The organism is Phyllobacterium sp. GQ127, assembly GCF_059758635.1.
Map to the genome: position 1 here is coordinate 196,501 of NZ_JCAXDZ010000007.1, position 13,439 is coordinate 209,939.

11 protein-coding genes are annotated in these 13,439 nt (G+C 53.8%); 4 read left to right on the plus strand and 7 right to left on the minus strand.

Annotated features, from left to right (window positions below; genetic code table 11):
- Nucleotides 1-20 precede the first annotated feature (20 nt).
- The 3 genes from AC6CHM_RS21280 to AC6CHM_RS21290 form a co-directional block, all read right to left on the minus strand.
- Complete coding sequence (locus AC6CHM_RS21280; protein ID WP_498174667.1) at nt 21-404, minus strand: hypothetical protein; 384 nt, start codon at nt 402-404, stop codon at nt 21-23.
- Nucleotides 405-636: 232 nt separating this feature from the next.
- Nucleotides 637-2,589 carry a MacB family efflux pump subunit gene (locus AC6CHM_RS21285; RefSeq protein WP_498174669.1) on the minus strand — a complete coding sequence of 651 codons (1,953 nt, stop codon included), beginning with the start codon at nt 2,587-2,589 and terminating at the stop codon, nt 637-639.
- Nucleotides 2,586-3,803 (minus strand): efflux RND transporter periplasmic adaptor subunit, encoded by a 1,218-nt coding sequence (locus AC6CHM_RS21290; protein WP_115051519.1) that lies wholly within the window; start codon nt 3,801-3,803, stop codon nt 2,586-2,588. The genes AC6CHM_RS21285 and AC6CHM_RS21290 overlap by 4 nt, the downstream gene beginning before the upstream one ends.
- A gap of 311 nt (nt 3,804-4,114) precedes the next feature.
- Between AC6CHM_RS21290 and AC6CHM_RS21295 the strand changes: the two genes are divergently transcribed.
- Nucleotides 4,115-5,332, plus strand: a complete 1,218-nt coding sequence (locus tag AC6CHM_RS21295; RefSeq protein ID WP_498174671.1) for an Mrp/NBP35 family ATP-binding protein — start codon at nt 4,115-4,117, stop codon at nt 5,330-5,332.
- A 36-nt stretch (nt 5,333-5,368) separates the two neighbouring features.
- Here the strand turns inward: AC6CHM_RS21295 and AC6CHM_RS21300 are convergent, their stop codons facing one another.
- Nucleotides 5,369-6,532 (minus strand): acyl-CoA dehydrogenase family protein, encoded by a 1,164-nt coding sequence (locus AC6CHM_RS21300; protein WP_337353994.1) that lies wholly within the window; start codon nt 6,530-6,532, stop codon nt 5,369-5,371.
- Between the two features lie 152 nt (nt 6,533-6,684).
- On the opposite strand from AC6CHM_RS21300, the gene AC6CHM_RS21305 reads away from it, so the two are divergent.
- On the plus strand, nt 6,685-7,377 hold the full coding sequence (locus tag AC6CHM_RS21305) for a winged helix-turn-helix transcriptional regulator (protein ID WP_115051516.1): 693 nt from the start codon (nt 6,685-6,687) through the stop codon (nt 7,375-7,377).
- Between the two features lie 21 nt (nt 7,378-7,398).
- Here the strand turns inward: AC6CHM_RS21305 and pip are convergent, their stop codons facing one another.
- The 3 genes from pip to AC6CHM_RS21320 all read right to left on the minus strand — a co-directional run bounded on the left by pip (nt 7,399) and on the right by AC6CHM_RS21320 (nt 10,963).
- On the minus strand, nt 7,399-8,352 hold the full coding sequence (gene pip / locus AC6CHM_RS21310) for a prolyl aminopeptidase (RefSeq protein ID WP_435530084.1): 954 nt from the start codon (nt 8,350-8,352) through the stop codon (nt 7,399-7,401).
- A gap of 136 nt (nt 8,353-8,488) precedes the next feature.
- Complete coding sequence (locus AC6CHM_RS21315) at nt 8,489-10,117, minus strand: alpha-D-glucose phosphate-specific phosphoglucomutase (protein WP_498174674.1); 1,629 nt, start codon at nt 10,115-10,117, stop codon at nt 8,489-8,491.
- Between the two features lie 228 nt (nt 10,118-10,345).
- The gene (locus AC6CHM_RS21320) at nt 10,346-10,963 is read right to left on the minus strand and encodes a L,D-transpeptidase (RefSeq protein WP_115051513.1); all 618 of its coding nucleotides are present in this window, start codon (nt 10,961-10,963) and stop codon (nt 10,346-10,348) included.
- Nucleotides 10,964-11,137: 174 nt separating this feature from the next.
- Here AC6CHM_RS21320 and AC6CHM_RS21325 point away from each other — a divergent pair, with 174 nt between their 5' ends.
- Both AC6CHM_RS21325 and AC6CHM_RS21330 read left to right on the plus strand, forming a co-directional pair.
- Nucleotides 11,138-11,632, plus strand: a complete 495-nt coding sequence (locus AC6CHM_RS21325) for an MmcB family DNA repair protein (RefSeq protein ID WP_498174677.1) — start codon at nt 11,138-11,140, stop codon at nt 11,630-11,632.
- 343 nt (nt 11,633-11,975) lie between these two features.
- Nucleotides 11,976-13,439: autotransporter-associated beta strand repeat-containing protein (locus tag AC6CHM_RS21330; RefSeq protein ID WP_498174679.1), on the plus strand; the 1,464-nt coding region annotated here is incomplete at its 3' end.

A 13,439-nucleotide genomic window follows, 5' to 3' on the forward strand; every position in this document is an offset into this window, starting at 1 on the left:
GCCAAAGGGCGCAATGGGTGTCAGACTGACGGCGGTGCTTGCGGCGGAGCGGATGGCGGATAGGCGTGCCGCGCAATGAGAGCAGCTTCCTGCTTGATCGCAAGTGATTGTAACGGTTCAATTTTTGCGCTGGCGACTGTAGCCGGAACGGGCAATATGACCGAAGAAACAAGACGGCATGCCTCGCAACCAGTGCCATGCCAGGCTGTCTTGTGATGATCCTTTTCATTGCCGGTATCGGTCAGGCAAAGCACGGGCAAAGAGCCGTCGGGAAGGGTATAGGCTGAAAGATCATCCAGGGCAGGCGCAGCGGAAACCGGCTGATGGGCAAAGGCAACAAATACGAGCGCCAATGCGCAAAGCATGCGCACCGCCATTCGCCAATTGTTCCAAACTTCGCGCATTATCGCCTCGTTAGCAGTCCAACATTTTCATAGCTGCACTTTTGATGAAAAGCCATGCGGCAAAGAGTAATGCAACCGACGACAACCAAATTGCACGCTAGGATTACTTTTTTTGAGCAAGAATCGACGATTCTTCGGCAAATTTCTCCAATTGTTCTGAAAAATCGTGCCACATGTCGAGCAAACCCGGTCGAAATTGGAAAGCACTGTTCAAGTGTCCGTTTTGCTGCCCCTAATCGCGCGCCAGAGCATCAATCGGATTGAGTCGTGCGGCTTTTCGGGCAGGCAGGAATCCGAATGTCAGTCCGACAATGACGGCGGTGATGCAGGCAACCATGATGGCATTAACCGAGACAATCATCGGGAAGGAGCTGCCAATGGGAGCGAAGACTGCACCTATCGCCAAAGCGAGTCCAACGCCGATAATTGCACCGGTCACAGTTACCGCGGAAGCCTCAATCAGAAATTGCAACATGATATCGATCTGACGTGCGCCGACCGCCATGCGCAGACCGATCTCTTTTGTACGCTCGGTCACCGAAACCAGCATGATGTTCATGACGCCGATACCGCCGACGACGAGGGCGATGGCGGCGATGGATGACATGAGCAGTGAGAGAATCTTCGTCGTGTTTTCGATGGTCTTGCGCATCTGGTCACTGTTGAAGATGAAAAAGTCCTTGGTGCCGTGACGGCGCTCAAGCAGCGCGACGATGGCTTTTTCAGCAGCTTGGGTGTCCACATTGTCCGACACGCGCAAAGTGATTTCGCTCAGGCTTCCTGCACCGCTTATCCGGGTAAAGAGGCTTGTGTAAGGCATGTAGATTTGCAGCCGTTTGTCCTCGCCCATGCCGCCGGTGGTCTTGGCTGCGACGCCGATGACGACGACCGGAACCTGCGCAACCACGATCACCTGTCCGACAGGGTTCGCCACATTCTTGAACAATGCCTGTTTGGTATTGTCGTCAATGACGACTTGCTGCAAGCCCATGGCTTGGCTTCGCGCATCGAAGAAACTGCCTTGCACGATTTTACGCTGGACAACGCGGAAATAATTATCTCCTACGCCGTTGATTGTCGCGTCAACCGAAACATTACCAAACTGGGCTTTGCCGGTCGCCGAGACGGAGGGCGTTACGCTGTCTACATAGGGCTGCGAGCCCAAGGCTTCGGCATCGGCAATCACGAGGCTTTTAATCTTGGCAGCGTTTTCATCGCCCCAATCCTTGCCCGGGAAAATGCTGATCGTACTGGCGCCAAGACCATTGATTTCGTTCAGCACCATGCGCTGGCCGCCTTCACCAAGGCCGACAACCGCAACAACGGCTGCAATACCAACGATAATTCCGAGCATGGTCAGCGCTGTGCGCGTGCGATGCGCAATCATGGAACGCAGAGCCATGGGCAGTGCTTCCATAAGTCGGCGCATAAAACCGCTGAGCCATCCGGCAGATGCAGGCTGTTGCGTCAGTTTGGCTGTCGTGGACACGGGTCTGTCCGGTTTGCGCTGGTCGGCAAGGATAGCGCCATCCTTGATTTCGATGATCCTGTCCGCATGACCGGCCACATCCATATCATGCGTCACGATAATGATCGTGTGACCGGTAGCATGAAGCTCTTTGAGAATGTCGAGGACATTTTCGCCGCTCTTGCTATCCAGCGCGCCGGTCGGTTCATCGGCAAGAATGATTTCGCCGCCATTCATCAAGGCCCGCGCGATGGAAACGCGCTGTTGCTGCCCGCCAGAAAGCTGGTTCGGCCGATGGTCCATGCGATCACCAAGCCCGAGACGCTCAAGAATGGCGATGGCGCGCGACCGGCGCTGGCCCTTTGGTGCGCCGGAATAGACCGCAGGTATTTCGACATTACCGATGGCGCCAAGATCGGGCATGAGATGATAACGCTGGAAGATGAAGCCGAAATGTTCGCGCCGCAATTCGGCAAGCTCGTCTTTCGTCAGGCCGGAAGTCTCGCGACCGGCCATGATATAGCTGCCCTTGCTCGGCTGATCCAGGCAGCCAAGAATATTCATGAGGGTCGACTTGCCGGAACCGCTGGCCCCGACAATGGCGACGAATTCGCCGGCTTCTATGGTCAGGTCGATATTATCGAGGGCAATGACTTCCTCGCTGCCCGCCGCGAAAATACGCGATAGCTGTTTGACTTCGAGCAGGGCTGAACTCATGACGAAGGTGTCTCGCTGCTTGCAGCCTTGCTGGCGTCAGCCGCGGGAGTGCCCCCCTCAATGACAACCTCGTCGCCAACACGCAAACCTTCGACGACTTCAGCCTTGATCATGTCGGTCAAGCCGATCCTGACAAATCTCTGTTCGGTTTTTCCCTCAGCCAGTTTGACCTTTACCTTGTAACGGCCATCCGGCTCTCTGTTGGAAAGGGCAGACCACGGAATGATTGGCTTGTCCTTGATCGAGCCGATGATGATATGGACTTGCGCGGTCATTTTCGTCCGCAGACGAGAGTCCGGATTCGGTACAGTGAGTAACCCGTCATAATAGATTGCGGTGCCTTTGCTGCTGTCGGTTTCGACGCTGGATTTGGCATCGGTGGTGATTGATGGCGGGGCAAAGTCGATACGCTGAAGTTCGGCTTCATAGCGCGTTTGCGCATCGCCCATAATGGTGAACCACACCTTCTGGCCGGGCTTGGTGCGCCAGACATCGGCTTCAGAAATTTTGACCTTCACATTCATCGTATCGAGCTTGGCGACGATCACCACGGTTGGTGTGGTTTGTGTGGAATTCAGCGTCTGGCCCTGCTTGGTGACAACTGCAATGACAGTGCCATCAATGGGCGAGACGATTCGCGTATAACCAAGATTGGCCGTGGCCGTTTCAACATTGACTTCCGCCTGTTCGATCTGCGCGCCAAGGGAAGCAATCTCCGCCTGCAAGGCAAAATAGTCAGACTCAGCCGTATCGAAGGCCATTTGCGAGGCGGCCCTTTGCTCAAGCAAGGCGGTCTGCCGCTCATAGGCAGCCTGTGCCTTTTTGAGCTGAACCTGTTTGACCCGCTGCAATGCCTGGCTGTTTGCCAGTTCCGCCTTGGCAACTCGCAATGCATTTTCCTGCGGGACAGAGTCAATCTCGGCAATAGGATCACCGGCCTTTACCGGCTGACCGGATTCAACATAAAGCGTTTTCACCTGCCCGGAAACCTGCGCACCGACATTGACCATCTGCACCGGCTCCAAAGTACCCGTTGCAAGCACGGTCTCCTCAATGAAACCAAGTGCGACAGGAGCAGTGAACACGCTCTGCTCTGGTGCTTTGCCGGAGGAAAAAACCTTTGTCATCAACAGCCAGACGACAAGAATTGCGATAATGGCGAAGACGATCAGTTTCAGAGCGCGGCTGCGGAAGCGGGAACGGACTTGAGGCATGATTCTGACCTGACCGAAATGCGGATGCTTATGGGCGATAGAGGGATTTGGCTAGAACGCCACATTATGGCTTTTTCACATCGAACATATCCCGCGAGCAGAGTTTTCACTTATCGCCGGATAGGGTTGCTCCATGAATATTGCGTGAAAATGACGAACTGATCCACCAACCGGGAACTGAACTGCGATTGTAAAGCGGGATTATTGCCCGCAAAGACAGGCCGCGTACAAATGTCCATTGGCGTTTCTGCTCAACTGCATTATCTGAAGTGTCAGGGTCTGACCCCAAGAATGACAGGGATGGAATTGCAATGGCAGATGTGACGAAGACCGAGGTCCTGGAACAATTGAGGACGGTGACCGGTCCGGATTTCAACAGCAATATTGTCGAGCTTGGTCTGGTGTCAGACATCTTTATCGCCGACAATAAAGTGTTCTTTTCGATCACCGTCCCTGCCGAACGTGCTCAAGAGCTGGAGCCGCTCCGCTCTGCCGCCGAACGTGTGGTCAAGGCAATGCCCGATGTAAAAGGCGCAGTGGTTGCATTGACCGCCGAAAAACGCGGCGGCCCGACAAGCGATGACGCGCCGCGTGCTGCGCCTGCACCAAGACCTGCGCAAAGACCGGCACCGGCAGGCGCGGTGCCGCCGCAACGTGTACAGGCTAAAGCTCCGCCAGCCGCTGCCGGCCATGCCGGTCACAGCCATGCGGCAGCGCCGGTCAAATCCGGAGTGCCCGGCGTTGGCGCCATTATCGCAGTCGCATCCGGCAAAGGCGGGGTTGGCAAATCGACGACCGCTGTCAATCTGGCTTTGGCTTTGCAGGCCAATGGTCAGCGCGTCGGTATTTTGGATGCAGATATTTACGGACCTTCCATGCCGCGTCTGCTGCACATTTCCGGCAAGCCGGAAGTGGTTTCCGGCCGGGTGCTGAAGCCGATGGAAGGCTATGGGCTGAAGGTCATGTCGATCGGTTTCCTTGTGGACGAGGAAACGCCGATGATCTGGCGCGGCCCCATGGTCATGTCGGCGCTGACACAAATGCTGCGCGAAGTGCAATGGGGCGATCTCGATGTGCTGGTGGTGGACATGCCGCCCGGTACCGGCGACGCGCAATTGACCATGGCGCAGCAGGTGCCGCTTGCCGGTGCGGTGATCGTTTCGACACCCCAGGATCTGGCGCTGATCGACGCGCGCAAAGGGCTCAACATGTTTAAAAAGGTCGATGTGCCGCTGCTCGGCATTGTTGAGAATATGAGCTATTTCATCGCGCCGGATACGGGCGCGCGCTATGATATTTTCGGCCATGGCGGTGCACGCAAGGAAGCAGAACGCCTTGGCGTTCCATTCCTTGGTGAAGTGCCGCTGGTCATGGAAATCCGCGAAATGTCGGATGCAGGAACACCGGTCGTCATCAGCAATCCGGATGGACCGCAAACCAGGGTCTATCGTGAGATCGCTGCGAAGGTTTGGGAACAGCTGAAACTGGCCAAGGGTGGGCGCACCGCTCCTGCAATCGTTTTTGATTAGAGGATGGCGGCACTTAAGCCGCCATCCAAATCCCCTTTAAAAGATATGGTCCACAGGCTGGCCCAAAGCCATTGCTCCGGCATAATGGGCCTGCGGGCCCTGCTGTAGCGGATGGTAGCGGGCGCCCTGTATGTCGCGGAAACGCTGTTCAAGACGGTTATCCCGGTAAAATCCGCTGCCGCCCGCCAATTCCATTGCCAATTCCACGGCTTTAATCGCGTGTTCGGCGACAAGAGACCGACCGATCATAGTTTCATTGACGGTTGTCGCAGAGGGCGCGTTGCGGGCAGCTATGTTCACCATCCACTGATGCGCCAGTTGCGCGGCGCGCAAGTTTGTATCCATTCGGCCAGCAAGATTGAAGCTGTGAGCGCTCAAGGGTTTCTTACCGGCGAGGCCAACGGCAATATCACGCGCGCTTTCAGCAACGCCAAGATAAACCGCATAGATCAGCGGAAAGGCAATTGTGGAAATGATCTGGAACAAAGGATGCCATTCGCCAGCCTTGCGTGAGAGGGCGACGCCGCTATCAGGAATAAACAGATTATCGAAAATGACGTCGTTGGAACCAGTGCCGCGCATGCCCATTGCCTTCCAGGTTTCAACGACGCTCACTCCCTCGGCCTTCATGGGAGCAGCAAAATGGATGACGTTATGTGATCCGTCGTCATTTTCAACCATGGCGCCCGTCATCAAAAGATTGCCCGCATTAGCCCCCGAGGTGAATATTTTTCGCGCCGAGATGCGATAACCGCCATCAACTTTAACGGCCTTGCCGGAGCCGCCAATCCAGTCGGAACCGCCGCTGGAAAGCAGGATCAGCTTTTCGGCCGCAACACGTTTCAACAGAGGTTCTACGGCAGCCAGTTTCTGATGCTGCCAACGCCAAGCGGGAATTGCCACCTGATGGGTGTGCATGGAAAAAGCCAGCGCGGTCGAGGGGCATGCATGTGCGATAATCCGCAACATTTCCGCCAGTTCCGTAACATTCGCGCCTCCACCTCCAAGTTCAAGCGGTACGCCGATTTCGATAAGGCCGGCTTCTTGGAGCAACCTGTAATTATCGGCGACAAATGTATCCGTCGCATCGATATGACCGGCATTATCGGCGAAAGCGGATGACAATGTGCGAGCAATCTCAGCGGCAGGGCTCGCATGAGAATGTGTCTCGGCATTATCAACCGATGATGAATGTGCCATGGTGTTCATGATGTTCTCCTCGCTTTTGTTTTTAGTGAAAGTAAAAATCCTCTCATTGACGGGCTTCGTCTAGTTCACGAAATGAACTAGCCCGTTCCCTTGCCCGATCTTTTGGAGTACCTTCAAACAAAATAAAGTCCTGAGGGGGACTCATGGAAACGCATGGCGGATACGGTCAGTTCTGTCCGGTGTCGATGGCCTCTGAAATATTATGCTCTCGATGGACAACGCTGATTTTGCGGGAGCTTTTATGCGGCACGACGCGCTTCAATGATTTGCGCCGGGGCGTGCCGCGCATGTCGCCCGCACTCCTTTCAAAACGCCTGAAAGAGCTTGAACGCGCTGGCGTCATAATGACGGTTCCAAATGCTGCGGGCGTTCTGGAGTATCATCTTTCGGCGGCCGGTGAGGATTTGCGCCCCGTAATCATGGGGATCGGTTTTTGGGGGCAGCGCTGGGTGGAATCCAAGGTTTCGCTGAAGAATCTCGATCCATCGTTGCTGATGTGGGATATGCGCCGTCATCTCAATCCGAAACCATTGCCGCAGCGCCGGTGTACGATTCAATTTCTGTACCCTGAACTGCCTCAAGCGCGGCAAAATTTCTGGCTTGTCGTTGAGGACGGTTCTGTTGACCTTTGCGGGTTTGATCCGGGATATGACATTGATCTGCTCATCACGAGTTCATTGAAGAGCATGACCGCAATCTGGATGGGCCTCTCAATGGTCCGGCGGGAGGTGGATGCTGGCAACCTTGAATTTGACGGCGATCCTGCAATCGCCGCCTCCATGCAACAGTGGTTGGGCCTCAGCCCATTCGCGCAGGAACCGCGCCGCGTCTCATGACAGGATGTAAGGTGATGAAATCTAGAGTCCGGCAAATTGGTCGGTGGCCCGAATTAACCGATCGAGTATGCCCGGTTCCGTATAGGCGTGACCTGCCCCTTCGATAAGATGAAATTCGGCATCAGGCCAGACCTTGTGAAGCGCATAGGCATATTTTACCGGGCAGGGCATGTCATAGCGCCCCTGAACAATTACACCCGGAATGCCATGGAGCTTATGAGCGTCACGAAGCAACTGCCCCTCCTCCAGCCACGAGCCATTTATAAAATAGTGGTTTTCCAATCTGGCGAAGGCGAGAGCGTAGTGACCATCCCTGAAGCGTGCGGAATATTCGGGATCGGGAAGAAGCGTCACCGTCTCGCCTTCCCAGATCGTCCATGCTTTAGCCGCTTCAAGCTGGGCAATTTTGTCGTCTCCGGTCAAACGTTTATGGTATGCCGCCACCATATTACCGCGCTCTTCCAAGGGAATGGGTGCCTGAAAAAGCTCCCATTTATCTGGAAACATCTCGGAAACGCCGAACTGATAATACCAGTCGATTTCTGCCTTTGTGACAGTATAGATGCCGCGCAGGATCAATTCACTGACATGTTCCGGATGTTTTTGCGAGTAGGCGAGGCCAAGCGAAGATCCCCATGAACCTCCAAAGACCATCCATTTGTCAACGCCGATCAGCTTTCGCAACCGCTCGATATCCTCCACGAGATGCCATGTTGTATTCGCATGAAGATCAGCATGTGGAACAGACTTTCCGCAACCACGCTGATCAAATAACAGGACATCGTAGACATCAGGATTGAATAGGCGCCGGTGGTTCGAAGAAACACCGCTTCCTGGACCGCCATGCAAAAAGACGGCAGGTTTCCCACCCCGTTTACCGGAGCGTTCATAATAGATGGAGTGCCCATCTCCTACGTCGAGCATACCTGTTTCATAAGGTTCTATCGTTGGGTAAAGCGTGCGAAGTTGGGTCATCAATGCCCCTTGATGTTTTGAAAGTTCGATGAGGGTGGAGTTTATGGCAGCATAAATCCAGCGAGTGTGGTCTGACACACATTGCTGGATTATGTCCGTTGGGCTGGTTCAGCAGCCTCTGCCTTCCGACTGCCCTTTACGTGATTACGCTCGGTTCTTTGCGGCCCGTCTGGGCTTTGATGGCGGAAAGCTCTTCGGCAGCAAGGATAAGATCTGCAAGCGCCCCTTGCGTTTCCAGATCATGTCGTGACGGGTCCGGCTCATAGCGTTCAATGTAAACGCGGATCGTAGCGCCGGATGTTCCTGTGCCGGACAGGCGGAAGACAACGCGGGAGCCGCCTTCAAACAGGATGCGAATGCCCTGATGCTCGCTGACGGATTTGTCGACCGGATCATGATAGGCAAAATCATCGGCAGCTGCGATTTTCAGTCCCTGAACGGAGGTGCCCGGCAAGCTGGCGAGCTTGGCCCGCAACGCGTCGATAACCTTGTTTGCACTGGCCGTGTCGACACCTTCATAATCGTGGCGTGAATAATAGTTGCGGCCATACTGGGCCCAATGCTCAAGCGCAATTTCCTGAACGCTGACCTTGCGCACTGCAAGGATATTGAGCCAGAGCAGCACGGCCCAAAGCCCATCCTTCTCGCGCACATGGTTTGAACCTGTGCCGGAGCTTTCCTCGCCGCAGATGGTCGCCATATCCGCATCGAGCAGATTGCCGAAGAATTTCCAGCCCGTCGGGGTTTCATACATGCCGATTTTCAGCTTCTCCGCCACGCGGTCGGCGGCGCCGCTGGTGGGCATGGAGCGGGCAATGCCCTTAAGCCCGGCCTTATAGCCTGGCGCAAGGTGGGCATTGGCTGCCAGCATGGCAAGCGAGTCTGAAGGGGTGATGAAGATACCCTTGCCAATGATGAGGTTGCGGTCGCCATCGCCATCGGAAGCAGCACCAAAATCAGGACCATCCGCAGACATGAGAAGGTCGTAGAGTTCCTTGGCGTAAACCAGATTAGGATCAGGGTGGTGGCCGCCAAAATCCGTCAGCGGCACGAAGTTGAGGCAGGTGCCTTCCGGCGCGCCGAGGCGCTTTTCGAGAATTTCCTTGCCATAGGGGCCCGTAACCGCATGCATGGAATCGAAACGCAGGGTGAAGCCCGACTTGATCAAGGCGCGGATAGCGTCAAAATCGAAAAGTGTTTCCATCAAGGCCGCATAATCGGCAACGGAATCGACAATCTCCACATCCATATCGCCAAGTTTCTGAGTGCCGATTGTGTCGATATCAATGTCGGCGCTCTCAGCGATCCTGTATTCCTTGATGGTCTTGGAAATGGCGAAAATAGCTTCGGTAATTTTTTCCGGCGCGGGGCCACCATTGCCGATATTATATTTGATACCGAAATCTTCGGTGGGGCCGCCGGGATTGTGGCTGGCAGACAGAATCAGCCCGCCAAAGGCTCCATATTTGCGAATGAGATGGGACGCCGCCGGAGTGGATAATATGCCGCCTTGCCCCACGAGCACCCGGCCGAAACCATTGGCGGCTGCCATTTTCAAGGCGATCTGGATGACTTCGCGATTGTAGAAGCGGCCATCTCCGCCGATCACCAGTGTTTTGCCTTCATATCCTTCAAGCGCGTCGAATACGGACTGAATGAAGTTCTCCGCATAATTGGGCTGTTGGAAAACAGGAACCTTCTTGCGAAGCCCTGACGTGCCGGGCTTTTGGTCATCGAATGGTGTGGTGGCAACGGTTTTAAACATATTCACTTTCCAGTTTTAGCCTCTATCCGGGTTGGTCCAAGATCGACAGGTGCAATCTATGAGGCGGCAGATGATCAGGTCAACACGGCAAAATCAGGGGAGGGAAATAAAGACGGGTTGAAGCCTTCGCCGTATTCTAGGGTCCGGACCCTACTCATCCAACAAAAAGGCCACTCGAAAGTGGCCTTTTGCTGCAATGTTTTGTGGTTCCGCCTGAGCGGAATTCTTCTAGCGGACGACAACCTTGGCACCAACCTCGGCGCGATTGTAAAGGTCGATAATATCCTGATTCATCAGGCGGATGCATCCTGAAGACATGGCTTTGCCGATGGACCACCACTCCGGCGTGCCATGCAGGCGATAGCCGGTATCGCCGCCCTTGTTGAAGAGATAGAGGGCGCGGGCGCCAAGCGGGTTTTGAAGGCCGGGTCCCATGCCATTGCGGAATTCAGCCAGTTCCGGCTTGCGCTTGATCATTTCTTTTGGCGGGGTCCATGTCGGCCATTCACGCTTGAGCGCAATGCGTGCCGCACCGTTCCACTCAAAGCCTTCCTTGCCGACGCCTATGCCGTAACGCATGGCCTTGCCGCCGCCCAGAACGAAGTAGAGAAATTTTGTCTGTGTATCGACGATGATCGTTCCTGGTGTTTCACCGCCATCATAGCGAACTTCCTGTCGCAGGAATTGCGGCGGGATTTTTGCACGGGGAATGGCGGGGAGAACGTAACCTGCATCCGAAACTGAACTATAGGAGGCTGTTGAGTAATTAAACCCGATCGTGGAACAGCCGGCTAGAGCAGTTGCGCCCATAAGGCCAGCCGCAAGAACGATAGTTTTAAATCGCATGATCACCCCGTTGGTTGTGCGAATCTATATGTTACTTATTGTTGCCTCTTTAGCGCCATTATTGTTAAAGCTTCATTAACCGTAAAGCTTAGTTTTCCATTAACCATGGTTTTCACCTACCTGTGGGTGTATTTTCCACCACATGGTTGCAAAATTGCCGATAGATTCGCCGTCATGCCTATAGTCAGTCTGAGCCAGACCAATCCGCTTATTGATGGCCGCCAATCCGAAAATGCCATGCTGGTGCGGCGCGGCGTGCAGCGGCTTTTCCTCGAAATGGGCTTGGCAGTCATGCCGGAATTGTCGCTTGCTTCCGGCCGTCGCGCCGATCTTGTGGCCTTGTCCCGCAATGGTGAAATCTGGATTGTCGAAATAAAATCATCGATCGAGGACTGGAAGGTTGATCGAAAATGGCCGACCTATCGCGATTATTGCGACCGGCTGTTTTTTGCTACTCATCCGGGTGTTCCAGCCGATATATTCCCCGACGATTGCGGCTTCATTCTATCTGATGGATATGGTGCCGAGATCATCCGTGATGCGCCCGAGCACAAGCTGGCAGGCGCAACACGCAAGGCAATGACATTACGTTTTGCGCGCGTCAGCGCCGCCCGTATGACTCTTGCCGAATTATCCGGCATCGAGCTGCCGCAGACGGACATGGAATAGGGTGCGTTAAAAAAAGATATTTGTAATCAGTAAGTTAAATCTAGCCTACGGTTGGAAAACTCCCTCCTGTTATCGCCCATATTGCGATCTTCCAACTAATATTTTCTGCGGAGCAAATGCAAATTTCCATAAGCCTAAAGCCTAATTGACGGCCTCCATATGCAATCTATGGTTATGCAACATTCATTAAATGCAACTGTAAAGCGTATCTGATTTTTGTATTGTGTATCGGAGTTTCTTTATGGCTTATTCTTTGAGCTGGGCCAATTTTGGCGCAAAAACCTATTCCATTGCAGATTTTCGTAATCGTTTGAAATATAGAGTCGTTTCGACGCTCATCCTTTTGGCAACAAGCTATCCAAGCTATGCCGAGAGTGCGGTCAAGGCAGACGCCGGTCCTGATAAAAGCGCGCAGACTGGAGGCGATCCTTTCGCCTTTGATATCGAGGGTCATGAAATCATATCCTTTCCCAGCGACAACAAATCGTTGGAGAGGTTGCGGAAATATCATCCCTATCTCGGCGAACGGGAGCTTCTCGACATTTTGAAAGTAGCCGCTGCCAAAAGCCGGGCTACAGATCGCTCTGCCATGATCGATGTCAACGAGGAAAAGCGGGGCCCCATTCAATTTTTACGGCGTTTCACCGCGAATGTGAGCGGAGACGAGACTGAAATTACCTGGAAAAATAATATATCAAATGCCTTGCTTGAGCAGCGCAAAGCACAAATTGCAGAGGAGCTTGCTGCTTTGAAAACCAAGCAAGCCGAAACCAGTTTCGATCATCCTGATAAAATTATTGCGGAGAAAATCGCTGCGCTCGAGGCCATATATGCCGAGCTTTTAAACCTTGATGCCGGATTGACAAAAACTGGCTCGGGGATGCTGGTACTTGAAGGCGTGAATACCTATTCAGGTGAAACACGCATTAAAGAAGGCACGCTGATGGTCTCGGACAACAAGTCCGATCTAGCTGGACAGGAGCTGCTCGGCGATGATGGGGTGGCAATCGTTCCTTCGCTGCAGTCTCCCGTTCTGGTCGATAAGGGGGCATCTCTGGCGTTAGACGGGGCTATCCGAAATTTGGTCACTGTTAATGGTTATCTCTATGGTGTGGGTTCGATAGATTACCTTCTGGTAAAGAGTGGGGGAACAGTAAGTGCCGGCAATTTTGAAACTCGAGCAGGGGTACTTCATGTCGGTGAAGATGCGACCTTTGAGAAGGGCAGTCAGTTGGACGTTGAGTTTACGCCAGACTTAGCGGTGATCAACAGACTCGATATCGGTGGTAAAGCAATTTTGAATGGTGGCACTGTCAGCGTGTCGTTGGATAATGGAAATGAATTATCCGAAGGCATGGCTGAAAGCGTGTTTGAAAAACGATTTGATATTTTGACCGCAGGGAAGGGTGTGACAGGTCGATTTAGAAAGATCGACCCTCGCTATAACTACATTACCCCGATGCTCGATTATTCAGACGAAAACAGAGTGGTTCTGTTTTTCGACTTTACCCCGGCCGTCAAAGCCGAAAAAGCAAAAGAGCTGGAAGAACAACTAGCGGCTGCTGAGCAAGCAAAACGTGACGCGGAGAAGGCCGTTGTGCTGCTGGTGCAAAGGCCAAGGAGAAAGCGGAAGCAGAAGCTGAAAGGCTGCTGCTTGCAGAAGAAGCGCAAGCAAAGGCACTTGCTGATGCAAAGGCCAAAGCAGAGGCAGAGGCGATTGCCAGGGCGCAGGCGGATGCCGAGGCTGAGAGATTGCGGCTTGCAGAAGAGGTGCAAGCGAAGGCACTTGCCGGAGCAAAAGCCAAGG

What these genes read in the sequence shown, in the direction of transcription:
- AC6CHM_RS21300 (WP_337353994.1), bottom strand. Translation starts at nt 6,532, where the DNA reads ATGGCACATTCATCATCGGTTGATAATGCCGAGACACATTCTCATGCG.
- AC6CHM_RS21305 (WP_115051516.1), top strand. Translation starts at nt 6,685, where the DNA reads ATGGAAACGCATGGCGGATACGGTCAGTTCTGTCCGGTGTCGATGGCC.
- pip (WP_435530084.1), bottom strand. Translation starts at nt 8,352, where the DNA reads ATGACCCAACTTCGCACGCTTTACCCAACGATAGAACCTTATGAAACA.
- AC6CHM_RS21280 (WP_498174667.1), bottom strand. Translation starts at nt 404, where the DNA reads ATGCGCGAAGTTTGGAACAATTGGCGAATGGCGGTGCGCATGCTTTGC.
- AC6CHM_RS21285 (WP_498174669.1), bottom strand. Translation starts at nt 2,589, where the DNA reads ATGAGTTCAGCCCTGCTCGAAGTCAAACAGCTATCGCGTATTTTCGCG.
- AC6CHM_RS21295 (WP_498174671.1), top strand. Translation starts at nt 4,115, where the DNA reads ATGGCAGATGTGACGAAGACCGAGGTCCTGGAACAATTGAGGACGGTG.
- AC6CHM_RS21315 (WP_498174674.1), bottom strand. Translation starts at nt 10,117, where the DNA reads ATGTTTAAAACCGTTGCCACCACACCATTCGATGACCAAAAGCCCGGC.
- AC6CHM_RS21325 (WP_498174677.1), top strand. Translation starts at nt 11,138, where the DNA reads ATGCCTATAGTCAGTCTGAGCCAGACCAATCCGCTTATTGATGGCCGC.
- AC6CHM_RS21290 (WP_115051519.1), bottom strand. Translation starts at nt 3,803, where the DNA reads ATGCCTCAAGTCCGTTCCCGCTTCCGCAGCCGCGCTCTGAAACTGATC.
- AC6CHM_RS21320 (WP_115051513.1), bottom strand. Translation starts at nt 10,963, where the DNA reads ATGCGATTTAAAACTATCGTTCTTGCGGCTGGCCTTATGGGCGCAACT.